The sequence below is a fragment of the Hymenobacter frigidus genome (assembly GCF_014640435.1).
GTDB classification, from domain to species: Bacteria; Bacteroidota; Bacteroidia; order Cytophagales; family Hymenobacteraceae; genus Hymenobacter; species Hymenobacter frigidus.
In genome coordinates, this window is record NZ_BMGY01000060.1 from 1 (window position 1) to 22071 (window position 22071).

Annotated in this window: 20 protein-coding genes; 12 read left to right on the top strand and 8 right to left on the bottom strand. The window is 56.9% G+C overall.

The genetic code is table 11. The annotated features are described in order from the left end of the window. Positions 1-1047: PAS domain-containing protein (locus IEW17_RS18990; RefSeq protein WP_188563641.1), on the bottom strand; the 1047-nt coding region annotated here is incomplete at its 3' end. 120 nt (positions 1048-1167) lie between these two features. Here IEW17_RS18990 and IEW17_RS18995 point away from each other — a divergent pair. After that, positions 1168-1425 (top strand): hypothetical protein, encoded by a 258-nt coding sequence (locus IEW17_RS18995; protein ID WP_188563642.1) that lies wholly within the window; start codon positions 1168-1170, stop codon positions 1423-1425. On the opposite strand, the gene IEW17_RS19000 is transcribed toward IEW17_RS18995, so the two are convergent. Together IEW17_RS19000 and IEW17_RS19005 are read right to left on the bottom strand one after the other, a co-directional pair. Beyond that, complete coding sequence (locus IEW17_RS19000) at positions 1418-3478, bottom strand: S9 family peptidase (RefSeq protein ID WP_188563643.1); 2061 nt, start codon at positions 3476-3478, stop codon at positions 1418-1420. The two genes, IEW17_RS18995 and IEW17_RS19000, sit on opposite strands and share 8 nt — an antisense overlap. A 157-nt stretch (positions 3479-3635) precedes the next feature. Further along, the gene (locus tag IEW17_RS19005; RefSeq protein WP_188563644.1) at positions 3636-3824 is read right to left on the bottom strand and encodes a hypothetical protein; all 189 of its coding nucleotides are present in this window, start codon (positions 3822-3824) and stop codon (positions 3636-3638) included. Between the two features lie 137 nt (positions 3825-3961). On the opposite strand from IEW17_RS19005, the gene IEW17_RS19010 reads away from it, so the two are divergent. The 4 genes from IEW17_RS19010 (at position 3962) to IEW17_RS19025 (ending at position 6610) form a co-directional block, all read left to right on the top strand. Continuing rightward, entirely contained in the window at positions 3962-4216 is a 255-nt protein-coding gene (locus tag IEW17_RS19010; protein ID WP_188563645.1) for a hypothetical protein, read from the top strand. A gap of 23 nt (positions 4217-4239) precedes the next feature. Then, positions 4240-4965, top strand: coding sequence for a hypothetical protein (locus IEW17_RS19015; RefSeq protein ID WP_188563646.1), 726 nt, complete (start codon positions 4240-4242; stop codon positions 4963-4965). 26 nt (positions 4966-4991) lie between these two features. Further along, positions 4992-5105 (top strand): SHOCT domain-containing protein, encoded by a 114-nt coding sequence (locus IEW17_RS19020; RefSeq protein ID WP_188563647.1) that lies wholly within the window; start codon positions 4992-4994, stop codon positions 5103-5105. Positions 5106-5419: 314 nt separating this feature from the next. After that, entirely contained in the window at positions 5420-6610 is a 1191-nt protein-coding gene (locus IEW17_RS19025; RefSeq protein WP_188563648.1) for an SMP-30/gluconolactonase/LRE family protein, read from the top strand. A gap of 82 nt (positions 6611-6692) precedes the next feature. Here IEW17_RS19025 and IEW17_RS19030 read toward each other — a convergent pair whose 3' ends face one another. After that, positions 6693-7154: an RlpA-like double-psi beta-barrel domain-containing protein gene (locus IEW17_RS19030; protein ID WP_188563649.1), complete on the bottom strand. Its 462-nt coding sequence runs from the start codon at positions 7152-7154 to the stop codon at positions 6693-6695. A gap of 518 nt (positions 7155-7672) precedes the next feature. On the opposite strand from IEW17_RS19030, the gene IEW17_RS19035 reads away from it, so the two are divergent. The 5 genes from IEW17_RS19035 (at position 7673) to IEW17_RS19055 (ending at position 13788) form a co-directional block, all read left to right on the top strand. Next, a complete protein-coding gene (locus IEW17_RS19035; protein WP_188563650.1) occupies positions 7673-10609 on the top strand; it encodes a 2-oxoglutarate dehydrogenase E1 component in 2937 nt (978 codons plus the stop codon). Positions 10610-10677: 68 nt separating this feature from the next. Next, complete coding sequence (locus IEW17_RS19040; RefSeq protein WP_188563651.1) at positions 10678-10998, top strand: nucleotidyltransferase domain-containing protein; 321 nt, start codon at positions 10678-10680, stop codon at positions 10996-10998. Then, positions 10985-11398 carry a HEPN domain-containing protein gene (locus tag IEW17_RS19045; RefSeq protein ID WP_188563652.1) on the top strand — a complete coding sequence of 138 codons (414 nt, stop codon included), beginning with the start codon at positions 10985-10987 and terminating at the stop codon, positions 11396-11398. Before IEW17_RS19040 ends, IEW17_RS19045 begins: the two co-directional genes overlap by 14 nt. Positions 11399-11454: 56 nt before the next feature. After that, the gene (odhB, locus tag IEW17_RS19050; protein WP_188563653.1) at positions 11455-13146 is read left to right on the top strand and encodes a 2-oxoglutarate dehydrogenase complex dihydrolipoyllysine-residue succinyltransferase; all 1692 of its coding nucleotides are present in this window, start codon (positions 11455-11457) and stop codon (positions 13144-13146) included. A 114-nt stretch (positions 13147-13260) separates the two neighbouring features. Continuing rightward, positions 13261-13788, top strand: a complete 528-nt coding sequence (locus IEW17_RS19055) for a DUF4126 family protein (RefSeq protein WP_188563654.1) — start codon at positions 13261-13263, stop codon at positions 13786-13788. Positions 13789-13827: 39 nt separating this feature from the next. Here the strand turns inward: IEW17_RS19055 and IEW17_RS19060 are convergent, their stop codons facing one another. Beyond that, a complete protein-coding gene (locus IEW17_RS19060; RefSeq protein WP_188563655.1) occupies positions 13828-14787 on the bottom strand; it encodes an EamA family transporter in 960 nt (319 codons plus the stop codon). A gap of 178 nt (positions 14788-14965) precedes the next feature. Here IEW17_RS19060 and IEW17_RS19065 point away from each other — a divergent pair, with 178 nt between their 5' ends. Together IEW17_RS19065 and lpdA are read left to right on the top strand one after the other, a co-directional pair. Then, entirely contained in the window at positions 14966-16633 is a 1668-nt protein-coding gene (locus IEW17_RS19065; RefSeq protein WP_188563656.1) for a M1 family metallopeptidase, read from the top strand. Positions 16634-16789: 156 nt separating this feature from the next. After that, a complete protein-coding gene (gene lpdA / locus IEW17_RS19070) occupies positions 16790-18196 on the top strand; it encodes a dihydrolipoyl dehydrogenase (RefSeq protein ID WP_188563657.1) in 1407 nt (468 codons plus the stop codon). A gap of 96 nt (positions 18197-18292) precedes the next feature. On the opposite strand, the gene IEW17_RS19075 is transcribed toward lpdA, so the two are convergent. From IEW17_RS19075 to IEW17_RS19085, 3 genes are all read right to left on the bottom strand, one after another. Beyond that, on the bottom strand, positions 18293-20509 hold the full coding sequence (locus IEW17_RS19075; RefSeq protein ID WP_188563658.1) for an AAA family ATPase: 2217 nt from the start codon (positions 20507-20509) through the stop codon (positions 18293-18295). A 591-nt stretch (positions 20510-21100) separates the two neighbouring features. Next, positions 21101-21622: a nuclear transport factor 2 family protein gene (locus IEW17_RS19080; RefSeq protein ID WP_188563659.1), complete on the bottom strand. Its 522-nt coding sequence runs from the start codon at positions 21620-21622 to the stop codon at positions 21101-21103. Between the two features lie 154 nt (positions 21623-21776). After that, positions 21777-22022: a DUF5694 domain-containing protein gene (locus IEW17_RS19085; RefSeq protein WP_188563660.1), complete on the bottom strand. Its 246-nt coding sequence runs from the start codon at positions 22020-22022 to the stop codon at positions 21777-21779. Between the last annotated feature and the right edge of the window lie 49 nt (positions 22023-22071).

Genomic DNA, 22071 nt, shown 5'->3' on the forward strand with positions numbered 1-22071 from the left:
TTCCTTCTCGTCGTTTTGGAAGGCCAGCTCTTTGTTGGCAATGCCCAACTCCTGGGCGCGTTTTTCTTTCTCGTTATTCTGAAACGCCAGCTCGGTATTGGCCACGCTCAGCTCCTGCGCCCGCTTCTCCTTCTCGTCGTTCTGGAAGGCCAGCTCGGTGTTGGCGATGCTCAGCTCCTGGGCGCGTTTCTCTTTCTCGTCATTCTGAAACGCCAGCTCCTTATTGGCAATGCTGAGCTCGGCGGCGCGTTTTTCTTTCTCGTCGTTCTGGAAGGCCAGCTCCGTATTGGCAATACCCAGCTCCTGCGCCCGCTTCTCCTTCTCGTCGTTCTGAAATGCCAACTCCTCGTTGGCGATGCTCAGTTCGGCGGCGCGCTTCTCCTTTTCGTCGTTTTGGTAGGCCAGCTCCTCGTTCGCCACGCTCAATTCCTGGGCGCGCTTTTCCTTTTCGTTGTTTTGAAACGCTAACTCCTCGTTTGCAATACCGAGTTCGGCGGCCCGTTTTTCCTTCTCGTCGTTTTGGAAGGCCAGCTCTTTGTTGGCAATGCCCAACTCCTGGGCGCGTTTTTCCTTTTCGTCGTTCTGAAACGCCAGCTCTTCGTTGGCGATGCTCAGCTCGTCGGCCCGTTTTTCCTTCTCGTTGTGCTGGAAGGCGAGTTCTTTGTTGGCAATGCTCAGTTCCGTAGCCCAGTTTTTTTCGGCCACTTCGCGGGCCACCAGCACCGCGCCCAGCACCTGGCCGTGGTCGTCCTTGTTCACCGTTCCCCCAAACAGCACCTCTGTGCACGTGCCGTTGGTATGCAGCAGCGTGCAGGGCACGTTGGTGACGGCCCCGTGGGCCATTACCTCCTGGTGCGCTTCCCGGAGCACGGCCGGCTCGGTGAAATAGGTGAAGAAATCGGAGCCCATCAAGGTTTCGCGGTCCACGCCCGTGAGCTTAACCGCGGCCTCGTTAGTATCAGTAATATTGCCCTGCAGGTCAACGGTGACCAATAAATCCTGGCTGGCTTCAATCAGTCGCCGATATCTTTTTTCGCTTTCCTTCATAAAGGTGGTGCTGCTGGCCCTGAAGGCAAGTTTTATATTTATTAATAATAGTTGCCCGCGCGGGCTGGCTGGTCAGGAAAACAAGGCGGAACCGCTTGAGAAAACCGGGTGGGCTACAGGGTGATACAACTTGAATTACAAGGCATTATTTTTCAGCTAGCGGACTACCGCCTAAGGTACAGGTTTTCCGACCAGCAAAATCGAATGTTGAAGAAGCGGCGGCGATTTGGTGGCGGAAAAACCATCGGTATGCAGATGGAAGAATATAGCAAAGTGCGCGGGACGCAGATGCGCAGTTTGCCGGTAGGCTCCATACGCAAGAAAGCCCATTCGGGCTATCAAATGGGCTTTCTTGCGAGCATTGCTGATGCTACTTAGCAGCAGTGCCGTCAGGCTTGAGCGTGCGGCCCAGCCAATCGAAAAACACCCGCTGCCAAAGCACCGCGTTCTGGGGTTTCAGCACCCAATGGCCCTCGTTGGGCAGGTACAAAAAGCGGCTCGGAATGCCGCGCAGCTGCGCCGTACCAAAGGCCTCCATGGCCTGGCCTTCGGGCACGCGGAAATCCTTGCCGCCCTGAATGACGAGAATGGGCGTGTCCCAGTTTTTGGCAAATAGCTGCGGGTTGAATTCCTGATAGGATTTTGAGGGCGTGGCGTCCCAGGGCGTGCCGCCCATGTCGTGCTTGGCGAAGAACATTTCTTCGGTGCTGGGGTACCAGCTGGTGAGGTTGTAGAGGCCGTCGTGGGCGATGAAGGTTTTGAAGCGGCCCGCGTGGTGGCCGGCCATGTAGTACACCGCGAAGCCGCCGTAGCTGGCCCCCACGCAGCCGCGCCGGTCCTGGTCCACAAACGGCTCCTTGCTCAGGGCATCAATGGCGGAGAAGTAATCCCGAATCGGCTGGCCGCCCCAGTCGCCCGAAATAGCGTCGTTCCACTCGCGGCCGAAACCGGGCAGGCCGCGCCGGTTGGGGGCCACCACAATGTAGCCGTTGGCCGCCATCAGTTGGAAATTCCAGCGGTAGCTCTGGCTCTGGGTGATGGGCGACTGCGGGCCACCCTGGCAGTAGAGCAAGGTGGGGTACTTCTTGGCCGGGTCGAAATCGGGCGGGTAGATGACGTACACCTGCATCTGCTTGTTGTCGGTGGTGGTCACGCGGCGGTCCTCCACTTTCCCCAGCCTGATGCCGGCCAACTCTTCCTTGTTGATGGTGGTGAGCGGCGTTTCCTTGCCGGTTTTCAGGTCGAGGCGCACGATATCGGCAAAGGCCGACAGCGTGGTGCGGTTGGCCACGGCCTGGTCCTTGCCCACCAGCTCGAAGGCGTTGTAGTTCTGCACGCCGTTGGTAATCTGACGGATTTTACCGCCCTTGCTCGGCACTGAATACAGCTGCTCGGTGCCCGTCACTACGGCCACGAAGTAGATGGTTTTGCCGTCGGTGCTCCAGCGCACGTTGGCCGCGCTCAGCTCCGAGCCTTTGGTGATGTCCTGCCGCTTTTTGCTGGCGAAATCATACACCACAATGCCGTTGCGGTCCGATTCGAAGCCCGGCGTGGCCATGCTCAGCCAGGCCACCTGGTCGCCTTTGGGCGCGAAGGCGGGTTCGGTGTCGTAGCCGCCCAGCCCTTCGCTCAGGTTCACCGTTTTCTGGTCGTGAATGTCGAAGAGGTAGATGTCCGAGTTGGTGCTTTCGGCCTCAGCCTTGCCCGTGAGCTTGCGGCTGGTGTAAGCCAGGTGGTAGCCATCGGGCGAAAAAGCCAGCTGCTCTGAGCCACCGTCGGGCATTAGCGGCGAGTCGAATTTCTCGCCGGCCATCACGTCCTTGCCGTAGCCTTCGGGCTTGCCATCGGCCCCGATGGGCTGGAAGAAAACGTGGCTGGCCAGGTGGTCGTCCCACACGTTCCAGTGGCGGTAGTTCAGGTCGTCGATGATTTTGGCGTCGGCCTTGGGCAGGTCCGGAAACAGGTCCAGCGTGGTCGGGCTCGATTTCACATCCTGGGTGTAGAGGATAAAATTGGCCTTGGGCGCATATTTCAGGTTGCTCAGGCCCTGGTCGGGAAAGTCGCTGAGCTTGGCTTTGCCGGTGCCGTCGGCATTCATCACGTAGAGCTGGTCGGTGCCGCTTTCGCCCGAGATAAACGTCAGCTTGCCGTCGGGCCGCCAGTTCAGGGTGTTTTCCGAACCGGGCGTGTCGGTCAGGCGCTTGGGCGCACCGCCGGCCACGGGCACGGTGTAGATGTCGGCATTGCCCTTGTTTTCGGCCAGGTTGTATTTGGTCACGGTGTAGGCCACCGTTTTGGCGTCGGGCGAGACCTGCATTTCGCCCAGGCGGCCCAGCTTCCAGAGTTTTTCGGGGGTGAGGACTTGGGTGGGAGTTTGGGCGGCGGCCGCCAGCGGCAATAGCGCCAGCGCCGCGGATAAGAGCTTGTTCATGGCCGAAAAATACGGCTCAATTCCGAAGCCGCGAACCGGCATCGCCACCAACGAAAACCACCCACAAACAAGCAGCCTCCCCAACAGTGTTGGAGAGGCTGCTTGTTTGTGGGTGACAGCCACTTGCAGCCCCGAAGCGCCGCAAGAATTACTAAAGTTACTTACCCGACTTCTTACGGCCGGAGCCGCCGGGGAGTTCCCCGCCGCCGTCATTTTTATTTACCGTGGCCCAGGCGCGGGCCTCGGCTTCTTCCTTCGAAACGCCGCTTTTCTCGTAGCCCTCTTCGATGTGCTCGGCCTGGCGCTTTTGCTTGTCGGTGTACTTCGATTTATCTCCTTGAGGCATGGCCGTAGGTGAGTATAAAAAAGTGGAACAGAAACAGCCCGCCGCGCCGGGCCACCGTATTTTTACGGCTTTGGCAGGGGAGGAGTTAGGCCGGGCTTACTATCTTCGCCCTGGTTCTGGCCATTCAAAATTCCGTTATGCGCCACGTCGCCGATATTCCCCACCCCGCCGTCAAAATCACGCTTCTGGCCTGGAACGGCAAGTTCCTGCTGAAGCTGGAGCAGGGCAACCTGGAGCAGACCTACAAAGTGGCCGAGCTGGACTTGCTCACCGGCACTGATGCCGAAGTGCGCGAGCTGCTGGACGAGAAATTCCTGGCCGCCGCCATTGCCCGGTTCCAAGCCATGCGCGCCGATTTGCAGGCCGCCTTCGACCGCCACGAGCTGCGGTAAAAACTATTATTCCGTCTTATCCAATGATTAGAATCTACTGCCTGCTGCTGCTTGCCAGCGTGCTCACGGCCGCCCCGGCCGCGGCCCAACTCTACGACGTGCGCCCCGGCGAGGTGAACTACAACAAGAAGCCCCGCGCCGCTCTCAAGGTGCAGGTTGATGGCAAGGCCACCGACGTGCGCGAGTATTTTCAGGATTGGATGAAGAGCAGCTACAACGTCAAGTTCAAGACCGGTGGCATGCTGGGATTTGGCAAAAGCGACGTGCTGGTGGCCCGCCAAACGCCTGCCAGCACCATTTCCGGCAAGCTCGTGGACCTCTATTCCACCGTCATCGCGCCCACGGACTCGACCGTGGAAGTCGCTTTTTTTGGCGGCTTTGACGACAATACGTTCTTTGACCCCAGCGGCACCAAAACCGAGTACGAGGCCCTGCGCGCAATGGCCCAGAACTTCGCCGGGGCTGCCCGTCTCAAGGCCTACCGCGACATGATTGCCGAGGCCGAGAAAAAACTTAAGGCCACGGAAAAGGAAAAAGACCGCCTCGAAAAGGAGCAGGCCAGCCTGCGCACCAACACCGAAGCCAACCTGGCCCGCATCGAGGAGTTGAAGAAGAAGAACGCCGAAAACCGGATGCAGTCGCGTACCGATTCAGCTTCTCAAATCAAAAACACCAGGCTGCTCGACGAAAGCCGCCTGCGCCTGCAGCGCCGCCGCGACCGGCTCTCGGCCCTTGACCGCAAAAACTAGCCCTGTCCCGGGCCGTATGCCGCTCCGTGCAAAATCTTCCTTCTCCTCTCAGTACGCTATGCCAGCTGAAGAAAATGCTGGATGCCGGGGCGCTCACGCCCGCCGAGTTCGAGGCCAGGCGGCAGCACGTCGGTGCGTAACGTCATTTACCCAGAGTCAATCCCGGTGATGCCGGAGGAACGGCCTGCTGCTACCGTGCCCTACAAAACTGGCGGACCTGCCGCGTATCATCGTGCCGAGCCGCTTGGCACCGGGCCGGAGCTAGCGTCCTTGGCAGCGCCCGCGCCCGCTGCCGTGCCGGATTCCGTAGCCGGGCAGTAGCCGAACCCGTTTGCCCGCGTCGGGTTTATGCTTTTGGTGCCCAACATGCCCCGGCCACTGCCGTATGCTAAACCCCAGCCGCTACGGTTGGGGTTTCTTTTTTCACCTACTCTACCTTTCGTCTTCTTTTACGATGTCGTTTTCACAACTTTTTTCGTTCCGCCGGTCAGTCGCGCTCGCGGCTACCGGCTTGGTGTTGAGCAGCTGCTCGGGGCCAACTGCCAAAACCGATAGCCCGACTGCTGCTGCTACTCCAACCGACTCCACGGCTACCGAAGTCGCAGCGGCCGCAGGTAGCTCTCCGTTGCAAGTAGTAGCCGAATTCACCGACCCTCAGATGGTGGCCGTGGCCGTGGCCCCCGGTGGCGAGATATTCGCCTGCTTTCCGCGCTGGGACTACAACCCGGTATTTCCCATTGCCAAAGTGGGCCCTAACAGCACTCTCACGCCGTATCCCAATGCCAGCTGGTGCCTGTGGAACGACTCCGTGAAAAACGAGCCCCTCAAGCACTGGATTTGTCCCCAGTCGGTGTTTGCTGACAAATCAGGTATGGTGTGGGTGCTTGACCCCGCTTCGCCCGGCCTGAAATTCACGGTGCCCGGCGGCCCCAAACTCGTTAAGACGGACCCCAAGACTGGTCAGGTGCTGCTCACCATTCCGTTTCCGGAAAACGTGGCCCCGCGCAAATCTTACCTCAATGACGTGCGGATTGACTTGCAGAACAACTATGCCTACCTCACCGAGTCGGGTATGGGAGCATTGGTCGTGGTTGATTTGAAAACCTTGAAATCACGCCGTTTGCTCGCCAGCCACGCATCCACCAAAGCCGAGAAAGGACTGGTCATAAAAGCCGAAGGCCACCCCATGCTCGACTCCAAAGGCAAGCCCGCACAGTTCAACGCCGACGGCATCGCCCTGAGCACCGACAATGCCTACCTCTACTACTGCCCGCTCACCGGGCACACGCTCTACCGCATCAAAACCGCCGCCCTGCGCGATGCCGCCCTCACCGAGGTGCAGCTGGGCCAGCAGGTCGAAATCGTGGGCGAAATCCCCGCCTCCGACGGCCTGGAAATCGACGCCAACAACAACGTCTACCTCACCTCCTTCGAGCAAAGCGCCCTGCTGCGCCGCACCCCCGCCGGCAAAATCGAAACCGTGGCCAAGGATGCGCGCCTGCAATGGCCCGATACGTACAGCTTCGCGGCCGATGGCAACCTGTACGTGGCCAACTCGGCCATTCACAAAACGGCTAGTTGGAACAAGGGCGTAGGCCAGCCGCGCCAGCCGTTCCGCATTTTCAAAATGGCGCTGCCCAAATAGTATTTGTCGTACTGGCATAAATACAAAAAAGCCGCGCCTGACAAGGGCGCGGCTTTTTGCCTAAGTATAGAATAAATTGTTCCTACAGCGCTGCAAGTGGCTGAATCTTCACGCCCTTCTGGAAAATATCGTATTTCTCGGTGGGGTGGGTCAGAATGTCCATGCAGTGCCGATGGCGACGGTTCATGGTATCGTGTATGGTGTACACGCCGTCGAGTTTGGATGAAAGGCCTCGTACGCGCACCTTATCACCGAATTTGAAGGGGCCGCCCCAGGGTTTTAGCAGGTCGCGCGACAGAGCCATCCAGCGCTTTTTGCTCCCGTAGTGCGGCTTGATTTGAGAATTGTCGGCCGTGATAAACGGCTCATCGTCCGTTTGGCCCGGCACGGCTTGGTAGGCGGTGGCCGTCACGGTGTAGGTAAGCGCATGGGCCACCGTTTTCTTAGCTGTGGTGGCGTGCCGGGATGCTGTGTTGGTGTGCCGTAATACCTCTCGGTGCGGCGCTAAGAACTTGGTCAGCCCTCGGGCTTCAGTGGTGGGCATGCTATAAAAAAACGGCGTAGTCAGGGCCGCGGCAGCTACAAGTAAGTCGGCTAATAAATTGGCATTGTTCATCAAAACGGTATTCGTACGCCCGCCAAATTGCCCGGCGGTATAGGCCCTGCCCGGGCTTGTGAAACGGGCAGAAAAGCATTAACGATGTGATTCATAGATAAGTTTAATGAAAAGTAGATATCCAATTTGGATAGGCCTTCACAGCCTGTCAGGCTGTAACATAGAAAAAATTTTATATCAATACTCTCTGCCGCATGAGCCAGCAATGCCAAATCTGAACTGGCAACCTTTCTTCAACGAGCGCGCCGTGATTGCTGAACCTGCGTAGGAGAAAACCTGGGTGTCCTTCCAATTTATGATAAATTGACCATTCAAGTAATAACAGCGGATGAAATTAGCTGAGTTATTTAATTGGTTCATAAGTAAATTTGTGTAACCGAATGCAGGTTTTTGCCTGTCTTATAAGCATCTTACTTTTACGCAGCCTTACCTAAGCTGCATTCTCAATGGATTCTTACTCGTATATCGCCAACGCCGACGCGGCGGCCATCGAAACCCTGTACCAGGCTTATCAGCAAAACCCGGAATCAGTTGATTTCGGCTGGCGTAAGTTTTTTGAAGGGTTCGACTTCTCCCAGCAGTTTCCGGACGGTGCGCCGGTAGTGCCTAGTGCGGCTACCAACGGCGCGCCCGCTGCTAATGGCAGCGCCGCCGGGGCCACCAAGGCGGAACCGGCCCCCGGCCCCGTGCCCCAGCCCGACACTTACGGCGTGCTCAATACCTCGGCCTCGACCAACAACGCTCCCGGCCTGGCCAGCGGCGAAATGGCCGCCGATAAGGAAACGGCCGTGCGCAACCTCATCCACGCCTACCGCAGCCGCGGCCATTTGCGCGCCAAAACCAACCCGGTGCGTGAGCGCAAGGACCGCAAGCCCCGTCTCGATTTGCCCGATTTCGGTTTGAGCGAGGCCGACCTCGACACGCCGTTCCGTAACGGCGAGGTGCTGGGCTTGGGCACCCAGGCCACGCTGCGCGACATTGTGGCGGCGCTGGAGAAAATCTACACCGGGCCCATCGGCTTCGAGTACATGTACATCCGCGACCCACAGGTCCTGGACTGGTTTCGTGAGAAAGTGGAGCGCGACTCGCTGGCGTTCAACCCCGGCGTGGAGTATAAAAAGCGCATTCTGAAGAAGCTGAACGAGGCCGTGGTCTTCGAGAACTTCCTGCACACCAAATTTCTGGGGCAGAAGCGGTTTTCGCTTGAGGGTGGTGAAACGACCATTCCCGCGCTTGATGCCATCATTGGCAAAGGTGCGGAGCTGGGTGTGAAAGAGGTGATGATTGGCATGGCCCACCGCGGCCGTCTCAACGTGCTGGCCAACATCATGGGCAAAACCTACGAGCAGATTTTCTCGGAGTTTGAAGGTACCGCCGTGCCCGACCTCACGATGGGCGACGGCGACGTGAAATACCACATGGGCTACAGCTCGGAAGTGGAAACCAGCACCGGCCTGAAAGTCAACCTCAAGCTGGCCCCCAATCCCTCGCACCTCGAAGCCGTGAACCCGGTGGTGCAGGGCTTCGTGCGCGCCAAAATCGAGCACCAGTACGAAGGCGACTACCACCAGATTTTGCCCATCCTGATTCACGGCGACGCGGCGCTGGCGGGCCAGGGCATTGGCTACGAGCTGACCCAGATGTCGTTGCTGGAAGGCTACAAGACGGGCGGCACGGTGCACTTCGTGATTAATAACCAGGTTGGTTTCACGACTGATTTTGAGGATGCCCGCTCGTCGATTTACTCGACGGACCTCGCCAAAATCATTGATGCGCCGGTGCTGCACGTGAACGGCGACGACCCCGAAGCCGTGGTGTTTGCCGTGCAGCTGGCCACCGAATACCGCCAGCAGTTCCACGCCGATATCTTCATTGATATGGTGTGCTACCGCCGCCACGGCCACAACGAGTCGGATGAGCCCAAATTCACCCAGCCCACGCTCTACAACATCATCTCGAAGCACCAGAACCCGCGCGAGGTGTACAACGCCATGCTGGTGCAGCGCGGCGACGTGGATGCCGAACTGGCCGCCCAGATGGACAAGGAGTTTCGCGATACCTTGCAGGCCCGCCTCGATTTGGTGAAGCAGAAACCGCTGCCTTACAAGTACCAGGCTTTGGAAAACGAGTGGCGCAGCCTGCGCCGCAGCACGCCCGAGGACTTTGAGCAGTCGCCCGAAACCGGTATTTCCGCCGAAACCGTGGAGAAAGTGGCCAAGGCCCTGACCACGATTCCCGATGGCTTCAAGCCCATCAAGCAGATTGATAACCTGCTGAGGGAGCGCCGTAAGATGTTCTTCGAAACCCGTGTCCTGAACTGGGCGGCGGGCGAATTGCTGGCCTACGGCTCACTGCTCGACGAAAAACACATTGTGCGCGTGAGCGGGCAGGATGTGCAGCGAGGCACGTTTTCGCACCGCCACGCCGTATTGCACGATGCCGAAACCTCGGCCCCGTACAACTCGCTTAACAATATTGGCGAGGGCCAGGAGAAGCTGAGCATTTTCAACTCGCTGCTGAGCGAGTACGCGGTGCTGGGCTTTGAATTTGGCTACGGCATGGCCAACCCCACGGCCCTGGTGGTGTGGGAGGCGCAGTTTGGCGACTTCGCCAACGGCGCCCAGACCATGATTGACCAGTTTTTGGTGAGTTCCGAAAGCAAGTGGCAGCGCATGAATGGTCTGGTGATGCTGCTGCCCCACGGCTACGAAGGCCAGGGCCCGGAGCATTCCAACGCCCGCCCCGAGCGGTTCCTGCAGCTTGCCGCCGAAAACAACATCGTGGTAGCCAACCTGACTGCGCCGGCCAACTTCTTCCACGCCCTGCGCCGACAGCTCACCTGGAGCTTCCGCAAGCCGCTGGTAGTGATGTCGCCGAAGTCGATGTTGCGCCACCCGCTGTGCGTGTCGCCGATTGAGGACTTTACCAGCGGACATTTCCGCGAGGTGATTGGTGATGATTTTGTTGACGCTAAAAAGGTGAAGCGCGTGCTGCTGTGCTCGGGCAAAGTCTACTTCGACCTGTTGGACGAGCAGCGTGCTTCCAACCGCAAAGACGTGGCCATTGTGCGCATGGAGCAGCTGCACCCATTCCCCAAGAAGCAGCTCGATGCGGAGCTGGCTAAGTACCCCAAAGCCAAGGTGTACTGGGTGCAGGAAGAGCCCGAAAACATGGGTTGCTGGAGCTTTATGCTCCGCTACATGCGCCGCGAGCTGGAGGACGTGATTTCGCGCAAGCCCTCGGCTTCGCCGGCCACGGGTTACAACAAAATCCACATCAAGGAGCAAAAGGACCTGGTGGCCCGCGCCTTCGACAAGCCCAAGGAAGCCGTGGCCGATGGCAACATTATAGCCACGGTGGAAGTAGCCAAGAAGCAGGACTAAATCGGTAGCGCACGCGTTAGCTTGCGCTTTTTCCACCCCTGCCGAACAAGCTAAAGCATGTTCTACAAATGATAACCGAAGCCCAAATCCAAGCCATCGTGCAGCGCATCGTGGAAGGCTACGCGCCGGACAGAATCATTCTGTTCGGCTCGTACGCCTACGGTACGCCCACGGAAGATTCTGATTTGGATTTGCTGGTGGTGAAAGCGGGGATTGGCCCCGAGCGAGCGGAACGTGCGGTTGCCGTGCGGCGCTTGCTGCGTGGGGCCGGTGCCCCGATGGACATTCTAGTGCGTACCCCGGCAGAGCTGGCTGTTGCTGCTGCTGTGCGTTTCACCATAGAAGCGCAGGCGGTTACCGAAGGCCGAATATTGTATGCAGCCGCTTAGCCAAGCCGAAAAAGCGTATTTGCAGGAGTGGCTTGAAGTGGCCGACCTAGACCTGCGCGCAGCCGAGCGGATGCTAGCCGATGACCCCACCGCGTATGGCTATCACCTGCCGTTTGCGTGCCAGCAGGCAGTCGAAAAATATTGTAAAGGCGTATTATTGGCTCAGGGAAACAGTTTTCCTCGAGTGCATGATTTGCCCGAGTTGTTGGACCGACTGAAGCCGTTGTTCAGCTTTTCAGCAGTTGAGCTGGATGATGCCGACAAGCTAGCTGACTATGCGGTTGAAACCCGCTACCCGCCGCATACGCGCATCACGCTTGCCGAAATGCAAGAAGCTGTTCGGATTGCCCGGCACTTTAAAGCCCGGTTGCGGGCATTCATCCACGCCGCTCTTGCGTGATATAAAATACGCTGGTGTAGCGTTTTCAATCTTAATTGACCTCAACCTTTTCGTCCATGCCCCTCGAAATCAAAATTCCCGCCGTTGGCGAATCCATCACCGAAGTCACCATTGCCAAGTGGCTCAAAAAGGACGGCGAGGCCGTGAAGCGCGACGAGGTAATCGCCGAGCTGGAGTCAGACAAAGCCACCTTTGAGCTGCCCGCCGAAGCCGACGGCATCCTGAAAATCCGCGTGGCCGAAGGCGAAACCATCGGTATCGGTACCGTGATTGCTGATTTGGATGCCGCTGCCAGCGGCAGTGCTGCGCCAGCCCCGGCAGCTCCGGCAGTTCCGGCCCCAGCCAGCGCTCCGGCCGCCGACCCCATCGCCAAAGGCGAGGAAAACCCTGAGGCCAGCGCCCAGGCCGGCTACGGCGGTACGCCTGTTGGCGGCGCGGCTCCGGCGGTTGCACCAGCCGCCGCGCCCGCGGCTGGCGGGGGCGGTTCCATCGAGATGAAAATTCCCGCCGTGGGCGAATCCATCACGGAAGTGACGGTGGCCAAGTGGCTGAAAGAGGACGGCGCGCAAGTGAGCCGCGACGAAGTAATTGCCGAGCTGGAATCGGACAAGGCCACGTTTGAGCTGCCCGCTGAAGCGGCCGGCACGCTGCGCCACGCCGTGAAAGAGGGCGAAACCATCAGCATCGGTGCCGTGATTGCGCGTATCGAAGGCGGCGGCGGCAGCGTGCCGGCGGCGGCCCCGGCTCCGGCAGCTGCTTCGGCCGCTCCGGTTGCGGCTTTGGCTACCGTTCCTGCCAGCAGTGGCGCGGCCACTTACGCCACGGGCGTGCCCTCACCGGCCGCTGGCAAGATTCTCGGGGAGAAAGGCATTGCCGCTACCGACGTAGCCGGTACTGGCCGCGATGGTCGCATCACCAAAGAAGATGCGCAGAACGCGCAGGCCAAGGCTGCTGCTCCGGCTGCCCAAGCCGTGCCCGCTGCGCCCGCAGTCGCCGCCCCCGCCGCTGCTGCCCCGGCCACTACCAGCGCGCCCGCTGCGGGTGGCAGCCGCGAAGTGCGCCGCGAGCGCATGAGCAACCTGCGCAAGACGGTGGCCCGCCGCCTGGTGTCGGTGAAGAACGAGACGGCTATGCTCACCACTTTCAACGAGGTGAATATGCAGCCCATCATGGACATGCGTACTAAATTCAAGGACCAGTTCAAGGCGAAGAATGGGGTGAACCTGGGCTTCATGTCCTTCTTCACCAAGGCTGTGTGCGTGGCCTTGCAGGAATGGCCTTCGGTGAATGCGCAGATTGACGGCACGGACATCGTATTCAACAGCTTCTGCGACATTAGCATTGCCGTATCGGCGCCGAAAGGACTGGTGGTGCCCGTGATTCGCAACGCCGAGCAGCTTTCGTTCGACGGCATTGAGAAGGAAGTGGTGCGCCTGGCCACGCTGGCCCGCGACAACAAGCTCACCATCGAGCAGATGACCGGCGGCACGTTCACCATTACCAATGGTGGCGTGTTCGGCTCCATGCTCAGCACTCCGATTATCAACGCGCCGCAGTCGGCCATTCTGGGCATGCATAACATCATTCAGCGGCCCATCGCTGAGAACGGCCAGGTCGTAATTCGTCCCATGATGTACTTAGCCCTGAGCTACGACCACCGCATCATCGATGGTCGCGAGTCGGTTTCATTCCTGGTGCGCGTGAAAGAACTGCTTGAAGACCCCACGCGTTTGCTGTTGGGCGTATAAGCTCCGTGGAATAGTTGAGAAGGCGGCTGGCATTATTGTCGGCCGCCTTTTTTTGTGGTTGTGTCAGCCCAAAAGTTCTGACTGGCGTTTAAGGACAGTTCTTTCCAACGCACCATGAAAAATTCAAAGAAGAAAATCCGCCCCGCAAAGTTCTGGCCCGTAATGGGTTTTGCCACCCTGGCCGGCATGCGCAGCATGAGCGCCCCGGCTTTTCTGAGTCATTATTTTTCGCGGCAGCCGCACGTCGGCCTCGATGGGTCGATGCTGCGATTTATGCAAAAACCCCTCACAGCCAAGGCGCTGAAAGTAATGGCGGCTGGCGAGATGGTAGCCGATAAATTGCCCACTACTCCTGACCGCATTGCCCCGCCCGTGCTGCTGGGGCGGCTGCTGTCCGGCGCACTGGTGGGGGCAGCTTGGTACAAATCGCGCCACGGCAGCGCCCTGGGTGGCGGCGTGTTGGGCGGACTGGCCGCCGTGGCTGCTACGTTCGTGAGCTACGCCCTGCGCACCGGCATCAGCAAGCAGACCGCAACGCCCGTCGCGCTGGTGGGCGTGGGCGAAGATGCGTTGGTAGTAGCGGGTGGAGCTGCGCTGCTGCGCGGCTTACAGCCGGCGCACGGCGAGTGGCGGCCCATGTAATGACGGGTCGCTGATTGGGGGCTCCACTGGGTTAGTGATTTACCCGGAAATACTCCGCACTTCCACCGCAATGAGCGGCTTTTTGACACGCCCACCCAGCACCACCAGCACCACGGCCACCACAATCAGGGCCGCACCGCCGAGCATCTGCGGGTTCAGGCTTTCGCCGGCGAAGGCCCAGCCGAGCAGCACGGCCACCACGGGATTGACGAAAGCATACGTGCCGGCTAGTGCCGGCTCCACCGCGCGCAACAGCCAGATGTAGGCCGAAAAGGCCACAATGGAGCCGAACGTGACCAGATAAACGTAAGCAATCCAGGACTTGGTGGTGACCTGCGCCAGCTCGAAGCCCGAGGTTTCGCCGCGCACCAGGCCCAGCACGAGCATGGCCAAGCCGCCGCACAGCATCTGCATGCCGCCCGAGGCGAAAGGGGAGGGGGCCGGCTGGTGCTTCTTGGCGTAGAGCGAGCCGATGGACCACACCAGCGAGGCCATCAGCACGATGGCCATGCCCAGGCCGGCGTGGCCGGGCTCCTTCACCGGTGTGGGCGTGGGGTGCGCGGCCAGCAGGTACATGCCCGCCATGCCCGCGCCCAGCCCCAGCGCCACCCATTTATTGGGCCGGGGCGATACGCCACTCAGCCACCCCAGCACAGCCAGAAACATGGGTACCGTGGCCACCAGCAGCGCCGTGATGCCGCTGGGTAAGTACAGCACGCCAAACGTGGTGCCGCCGTTGCCGAAGCCCAGCAAGCACACGCCAATAACGACCGCGTGACCCCAGCCCCGGAGTGTGGGCCGGGGCTCGCCGCGCAGGCGCATGAATCCGTAGAGCAGCCCGCCTGCCAGGGCGTAGCGGGTGCCGGCCATGAGCAGCGGGGGCATGCTCGCCACGGCAAATTTCATGACCAGGTAGGTAGAGCCCCAGATAAGATAAACCAGCGCAAAAGCAGTGAATAACGCGGCCCGCGAAGGCGCAGCCGAACCAGAATCAGACATACAAATTGATAATAACCGCTGCAAAACTACGCCCTGAACGCAGGGCGGGTGGTGAGTACACAATGTCGTTCAGCGACGATACGTCAAAAACTGCGTCATTAATTGGCCCTGAACGGGCTCAACCAGCTGGTCATGTTGGTGCTGCGCTCATTGCAATTGTCGGTTGTTGCTTTGCGTAATGAAGAAAGAGGAATTTCTATTCGCGCTGCTGCTAGTGTTGGGGACTTGGGGCTCGGCCGCTGCGCAGCTGCTCGTGCCGCCCCCGGCGAGGTTCACCCGCGCCGATTCGTTGCGCGGTGGCCAGACCGCTTTGCGCACTTGCTACGACCTCAACTACTATCACCTCGATGTGAAGCTGGACCCGGCCAGGCGCTTCATCAGCGGCTCGAACCTCTTCCGCTTCACCGCCACGCGGGATTTCAACCGGCTGCAATTCGACCTATTCGCCAATCTGCAAGTCGATAAGGTGCAGTATCAGGGCCAGGACGTGCCGTTTGCCCGCGAGGCCAACGCGGTGTTTGTCACCTTTCCGAAAGTCATTGCGCAAGGCCGCCGCGATGAGTTTACCGTCTATTATTCCGGCAACCCCATCGTGGCAAAAAAAGCACCCTGGGATGGCGGCATGGTCTTTACCCAGGATGCTGCCGGCCAGCCGTGGGTGGCCACCGCCTGCCAGGGCACCGGCGCCAGCATTTGGTGGCCCAATAAGGACCAGCAGGCCGATGAAGTGGACAGCATGCTCATCAGCGTGAGTGTGCCCACTGGGCTGAAGGATATATCGAACGGCCGCCTGCGCAAAACCACCAGGCTCAAGGGCGGCTACACTCGTTTCGACTGGGCCGTGGCCAACCCCATCAACAACTACGACGTGGCCCTGAACGTGGGCAATTTCCAGCACTTCGCCGATAGCTACGCCGGCGAGAAAGGCCGCCTCACGCTCGACTATTGGGTGCTGCCGGAGAACCTGGCCAAGGCCAAAACCCAGTTTGCCGCCAACGTGAAGCCCATGCTTAAATCAATGGAGCACTGGTTTGGTCCGTATCCATTCTACCAGGACGGCTACAAGCTGGTAGACGCCCCGCACCTGGGCATGGAGCACCAGAGCGCCGTGGCCTACGGCAACCAGTACCAGAACGGCTACCTGGGCCGCGACCGTAGCAATACCGGCTGGGGCCTGAAGTGGGACTTCATCATCATCCACGAAAGCGGCCACGAGTGGTTTGGCAACAACATCACTACTAAGGATATTGCCGATATGTGGGTGCACGAGGCTTTCACCACGTACTCGGAAGCCCTGTTTGTGGAAAGCCAGTTTGGCAAGCCGGCGGGGCAGGAATACCTCCACGGTCAGCGCCGCAACATTCAGAATGATTCGCCCATTATCGGCCCCTACGGCGTGAACAAGGAAGGCTCCGGCGATATGTACGACAAGGGCAGCGCCCTGCTGAACACCTTGCGCACCGTGCTCAACGACGACGCGAAGTGGCGGCAGCTCCTGCGGGGCCTCTCCAGCACGTTCTACCACCAAACCGTGACCGGCCAGCAGGTCATCGGCTATTTCAACCGCGAGAGCGGCCGGGATTTCACCAAAGTCTTCGACCAATACCTGCGCCACCGCAGCCTGCCCATTCTGGAAATCCGCTTCGAGGACGGCAAACCCCTGGCCCGCTGGATAGCTAATGTTGATAAGTTCGATATGCCGGTGCGCGTGCGCCTCAAGGGCGGCGAATACCAGTTTATAAGCCCAACCACCAAGTTTGCGCCCATCAAGGAACTGGTCGGCGCGACGAAGGAGAACCTGGAAGTGGACACGTTTAACTACTACATCGGCGTACTGGTTGAGTAGTAGCGTGGACTCTGCGAGTCCACGCGTTGACCAAACGACACGCGGACTCGCAGAGTCCACGCTACTATTCCACCAGTACGCCTCATAAAAACCACCCCACCCGTATCGGCTGTGCCGTACCTTTGCAGCGCGAATAATAACCGAAAATCCGGCTTTATGAATCAATACGACGTCACCGTCATCGGCTCCGGGCCGGGCGGCTATGTAGCGGCCATCCGTTGTGCCCAGCTTGGCCTCAAAACGGCCCTTATCGAAAAATATCCCACCCTGGGCGGCACCTGCCTCAACGTGGGCTGCATCCCCAGTAAGGCCCTGCTCGACTCCTCCGAGCACTACCACAATGCTCATTCGGTATTTGCCGAGCACGGCATCGGCCTCGACAACCTGACGGTGGACATGAACCGCATGATTGACCGCAAGGCCGGCGTGGTGAAGGCCAACGTGGACGGCATTTCTTACCTGATGAAGAAGAACAAAATCGACGTGCTCACCGGCGTCGGCTCGTTCGTGGATAAAACCCACATCAGCATCGCGCCCACCGAGGGCGGCGAGGCCCAAACCATTGAAACCAAAAACGTCATCATCGCCACCGGCTCCAAGCCCACGGTGCTGCCGTTCATCGCCCAGGACAAGGAGCGCATCATCACCAGCACCGAGGCCCTGAATATTCGCGAAGTGCCCCGGCACATGGTGGTGATTGGCGGCGGCGTGATTGGCCTGGAAATGGCCTCCATCTACGCCCGCCTCGGCGCCAAAGTCTCGGTGGTCGAGTTCATGGACTCCCTTATTCCGACCATGGACCGCGGCCTGGGCAAGGAGCTGAAGCGCGTGCTGGGCAAAATTGGCATCGAGTTTTTCATGAGTCACAAAGTGACCGGTGCCACCCGCGCAGGGGATTCGGTAACGGTGACGGCTACCAACCCGAAAGGCGAGGAGGTGACCTTTGAAGGCGATTACTGCCTTGTGGCCGTGGGCCGCGCGCCCTACACCGCCGCCCTCAACCTGGAAGCCGCCGGCATCGAGATGGAAGAGCGCGGCCGCATCAAGGTCGACGCGCACCTGCAAACCAACGTGCCCGGCATCTACGCCATCGGCGACGTGATTCGCGGGGCTATGCTGGCCCACAAGGCCGAGGAAGAAGGCATGTTCGTGGCCGAAACCATCGTGGGCCAGAAGCCCCACATCAACTACCTGCTCATCCCCGGCGTGGTGTACACCTGGCCCGAGGTGGCCGGCGTGGGCTACACCGAAGAGCAGCTCAAGGAGCAGGGCAAGGCCTACAAAGTGGGCTCCTTCCCCTTCAAGGCCAGCGGCCGGGCCCGCGCCAGCGGCGACACCGACGGCTTCGTGAAGGTGCTGGCCGATAAGGTGACCGACGAAATCCTGGGCGTGCACATGATTGGCCCGCGCATCGCCGACCTCATCGCCGAAGCCGTGACCGCCATGGAGTTCCGCGCCTCCGCCGAGGACGTGGCCCGCATGAGCCACGCCCACCCCACCTACGCCGAGGCCATGAAAGAAGCCTGCTTGGCGACTACGGAGAACCGGGCCATTCACATGTAAAAGGAGCCGCTCTGCGGCAGAAACGCAAAAGAGGCTGAAGCTACGGGAGCTTCAGCCTCTTTTGCGTTATATGTCTTGGGAGTTGCCGGAACGGGTTTATATATTTTTAGTAGAGAGGCTCTCTAGGCTCGCAATAATATCTGCATCAATTTGCTCGTCGCTATCAATATCTTCATCGTTTTGTATTGGCAGAAGTTCGATAATTCTGCCTGTTATTAATTCAGTTTGAGGCTTAATAGGCTTTTTAATTACTGCCTTACCTTTTCCTTGATTATCAACAGCGGGAAGTGCCGAAGCATTTTCCTTTAAATCAGCTTTTACTTGCTTTTTAACGTCTTCTTTGTGTTGCTTTCTTGTGGTGCTGATTATATCGGCTTTTATTTGAGTGACCCATCCTAACTCTATTTCATTTGCAAATTCTGAATATTGGCAAATTTCTACATACTTGTTTGCAAACTTTAATTTATTGCTGCCAAGATTTTTATCAAAAAAAGCTTTGAGTTTTATGCTGTCACTTTTCCTTAAGTCGAGTGCATCAGCGGATGTTTTTGCATCTTCTACAAACTTATAGTTGTCAAGTAACTCCTTAATATCGTTGTCGCTGTCCTTGAAAAATGCAAGTGTTTTAAAGAATATTTTAGGATTTAAGCAGTCTTCAATTTCAGTTGGAGGGGTTGCCTTAGCACTATTAATATCAACTAAAATTGTCTCAGACTTATCATTTAACAGCCTTTTGAACATCAAGCCTTTTACGATTTTTGGGTCTGCCTTCATTATTTCTGCATCAGTATCAATGAGGCAGTAAACTGTTCCTTTGATATCGTAGTCAGAATCTCCCATAGGTGAAGCCAAATTGTCATAAACCTTTTTCACTTCCCTAAAACCTCCAACGGGAAGTATCTTAAGATTATTTTTTGTGACATTGTCTCTAAACATTTGTTCAAAATATATTTTTTCAGACAGGCCTTCGCAAATAATCCAATTATGAATTGGTTCTTCCATTAGGGAGTATATAATTGATTGAACTAAGTCATTATAGCTTTTAAGGCTAATGTCGTACGGCAATGGACCTCTAGTCCTCTTTTTCTCCTGCGAAAGCTGTTCTCTGTAATTGTATAAGTCAAAAAAACCGGTTTTCACTTCATTCTCTTCCACCTTTTTGATTGAAGTAGCAGAACCCTTTGATATAATCGGTAGGAAGCCATACCAATGCGTTGTAATTAAAATTTGGTGTCCAAGGTCACTAAGTTCATATAGCCTTGAAAATTGTCTGTAACATGCTGACATATGTAGAGAAGCATCTGGCTCGTCAACCGCGAGAATTATCTGCCGGTCTCTTTCTTTGTTTCTAACTAAAAATGAGTAAGCTACATCAATTAGTGCTTTCCTTTTTTCGCCAGAACTCATATTGTACACAGGTACACTTTTAGAATTAGCATGTTTCTTATTTAGGACTTTTATAGAGAAATAGGCCTCAATGATTTTTGATATTAGATCGGGCATCGTCAATGAATTTTTGCTTGTGCCCTTGTATTCATAAGCGCCTAATGTTTTTTCAATATCCTTGACGAATTTATCTAATTCGCTATTTATCTGTCGTAAAGTTTTTGGAGAAATCGCGGTTGAAATTTCAGTATGGATGTTTTTATCCATCAGTTTCTGCATGTCAGATGTTTCAAGCTTTGTGTAAGTATGAGCATCTGTTTCTACAGGGATGTATAAGTATGAGTAATGTGAGCATATGTACTCGTAAAAACCGTCAAAATAAGTTTCAAGCTCCGCATCCGCGTATTTTAAGTGTTTTTCGGTTTGCTGAATAAAGGCCAAATCGTTTTGGAAAGAGCCGAAAAAAATTCCTTGCACATCATGGCGCTTTCCAATCATTAAGAAAAGGCTTTCCTCTTTAGAAAACTTTGCCTTTAGATTTTTGCGATGCTCGTAAAATTCATCAAATCCCTTGGCTTTAGTTTTTAAATTTGTTTCCCATAGATAATTCGATAATTCAACTGCCTTATTATACTGAATTAAATCATCTGCCCTTGATTTTCTTAAATCTGACTTTTTGATTAGAAATGTTGCGACAATAAATGGCGCATTATCTCCTGTTACACTACCCTCTGACTTCGCTTCGTTGTTTACTGGCCAGTCCTTTACAGTCTTTTTGTTGAAAATGAAGTCAAGAGCCTCTAATATTGAGCTTTTTCCTGTTCCATTTTCACCAATAAGGCTACCAAAATTCTCTCCGTTGGATAGAGGAATAAAATTTATCCCTTTGTAACATTTGAAGTGGCGAAGGTGAATAGCTATTATCATTCAGTGGAAAACTTAAAAGAGATTATACAATTCTTAAAGGTAATAGAAATATTGTGTGCTTAGTCTGCCTGAACTTAAGCGTTAGACAGCGTGCTTGGAGTTGAGGCTACTTTACTTGATATCAGCACCGGCAAAGTATCATGACCACGCAAGTAGTAATCCGCCACACGCAATCTCTCCCGAACCTTCGCTAACCACCGCCACCCAGCCGCCCACCGCTTCCCCAGCACCGCAAGTAGCTTCCGAAGGCCCACCAACCGCTTCCGAAGCACAAACCTTGGCCTCTCAAGCCTCGCTAACTGCTTTCCAAGCACCGCCAGAGGCTTCGCAACGCCCGCCAATCGTCTTGCAAGGCTCGCCAACCGTTTCGCAAGTGCCGCCAAACGTTTCGCAACACTCGCCAATCGCTTCGCAAGCACCGCCAATCGTTTCGCAACTACAAACCTTGCTTCGCAACGCCCGTCAATCGTTTCGCAAGTGCCACCAACCACTTCACAGGTACAAACCTTTCGTCCCAACTACAAACCTTTCCTTCGCATCACAAACCCTTCGGTGTTTGGCACTCCTGCATACGTTGCCGCTCGGCACCAATCAGTGGTCGTAGCTCACGACGCGGGTGATTTTCCAGGTGTCGGCCTGTTGCTGCCAGACCATCACGAACTTGGAATTACCGCAGTCTTCGCGGTCGTTCTCGACGTGGCAAAACCGCTGCGTAGCGATGTGCATGGCCCCGTAGCCCTTGACGGGAAACACTTCCAGGCTGCCCGGCACCAGCGTGCGGCTGATGTCGGGGCTTTGGGCAAACAGCCGCGTGAAGCCCGCTTTGGTCTGGCTGAAATCGCTCAAGCCGCCTTTGTCGTGGAAAAACTCCAGGTTCGGGGCGAAGTAGGCCATGAGCTTATCCACGTCATGGGCATTGAAGGCGGCAAACATTTCCGCGTCGAGTTTCGCCACTTGCTGGTACAACTCATCCTTGGCGGTCGGCAGCGGGGCTAAAATCGGTGTGGAAGGCGGCCGACTGCTCGGTGTGGCCTTGCGGGGGCGGCTTTGGCCGAAAGCAGTACTGCCGGCAAGGGAAAAAAACAGTAGAAAGGCTACGATTGGGCTACGCATATTGGAATGACTCGTTCAAGTGTGCAACGTATTTCCGAGTAGCGACAGGGCGCCTCAACCAAGCGTTGCGAAGGGCTGGGTAAATTACCTGAGAAGATAAAACAGGCGAAAGCACAAAAAGCCTAGGCCCCTTCCGCCAGAAGCTACGGCCGGTTTACTTCAGCACGTCCTTCAGCTCTTTCAGCCGGAATTGCTGGTCCAGGGCGATAAACTCCTGCATCATGGCGGCGTGGCTGGCGCCGACCAATACCAGGGCCTTGCTATCCTGGGGCGTCATGGTTTTCTGCACGATGGAGTACATATACAGGTTGCGGCGGTACCATTCCGACACCAGGAAAGCGCCCGCGAAATTGTCGGTGGTGCCGGCCCGGTTAAGGATGTCAATCCTATGTTCAGACACGACCTCTTAATTTAGGTCAATGAAGGAAAGGAGTGGAGTAAGATTCTAA

Excerpts from the sequence above, each read along its gene's own strand:
- IEW17_RS19060 (WP_188563655.1), bottom strand. The coding sequence starts at position 14,787 with ATGTCTGATTCTGGTTCGGCTGCGCCTTCGCGGGCCGCGTTATTCACT.
- IEW17_RS19010 (WP_188563645.1), top strand. The coding sequence starts at position 3,962 with ATGCGCCACGTCGCCGATATTCCCCACCCCGCCGTCAAAATCACGCTT.
- IEW17_RS19080 (WP_188563659.1), bottom strand. The coding sequence starts at position 21,622 with ATGCGTAGCCCAATCGTAGCCTTTCTACTGTTTTTTTCCCTTGCCGGC.
- IEW17_RS19030 (WP_188563649.1), bottom strand. The coding sequence starts at position 7,154 with ATGCCCACCACTGAAGCCCGAGGGCTGACCAAGTTCTTAGCGCCGCAC.
- lpdA (WP_188563657.1), top strand. The coding sequence starts at position 16,790 with ATGAATCAATACGACGTCACCGTCATCGGCTCCGGGCCGGGCGGCTAT.
- IEW17_RS19015 (WP_188563646.1), top strand. The coding sequence starts at position 4,240 with ATGATTAGAATCTACTGCCTGCTGCTGCTTGCCAGCGTGCTCACGGCC.
- IEW17_RS19000 (WP_188563643.1), bottom strand. The coding sequence starts at position 3,478 with ATGAACAAGCTCTTATCCGCGGCGCTGGCGCTATTGCCGCTGGCGGCC.
- IEW17_RS19025 (WP_188563648.1), top strand. The coding sequence starts at position 5,420 with ATGTCGTTTTCACAACTTTTTTCGTTCCGCCGGTCAGTCGCGCTCGCG.
- IEW17_RS19035 (WP_188563650.1), top strand. The coding sequence starts at position 7,673 with ATGGATTCTTACTCGTATATCGCCAACGCCGACGCGGCGGCCATCGAA.
- IEW17_RS19055 (WP_188563654.1), top strand. The coding sequence starts at position 13,261 with ATGAAAAATTCAAAGAAGAAAATCCGCCCCGCAAAGTTCTGGCCCGTA.
- IEW17_RS19045 (WP_188563652.1), top strand. The coding sequence starts at position 10,985 with ATGCAGCCGCTTAGCCAAGCCGAAAAAGCGTATTTGCAGGAGTGGCTT.
- odhB (WP_188563653.1), top strand. The coding sequence starts at position 11,455 with ATGCCCCTCGAAATCAAAATTCCCGCCGTTGGCGAATCCATCACCGAA.
- IEW17_RS19040 (WP_188563651.1), top strand. The coding sequence starts at position 10,678 with ATGATAACCGAAGCCCAAATCCAAGCCATCGTGCAGCGCATCGTGGAA.
- IEW17_RS19075 (WP_188563658.1), bottom strand. The coding sequence starts at position 20,509 with ATGATAATAGCTATTCACCTTCGCCACTTCAAATGTTACAAAGGGATA.
- IEW17_RS19005 (WP_188563644.1), bottom strand. The coding sequence starts at position 3,824 with ATGCCTCAAGGAGATAAATCGAAGTACACCGACAAGCAAAAGCGCCAG.
- IEW17_RS19065 (WP_188563656.1), top strand. The coding sequence starts at position 14,966 with ATGAAGAAAGAGGAATTTCTATTCGCGCTGCTGCTAGTGTTGGGGACT.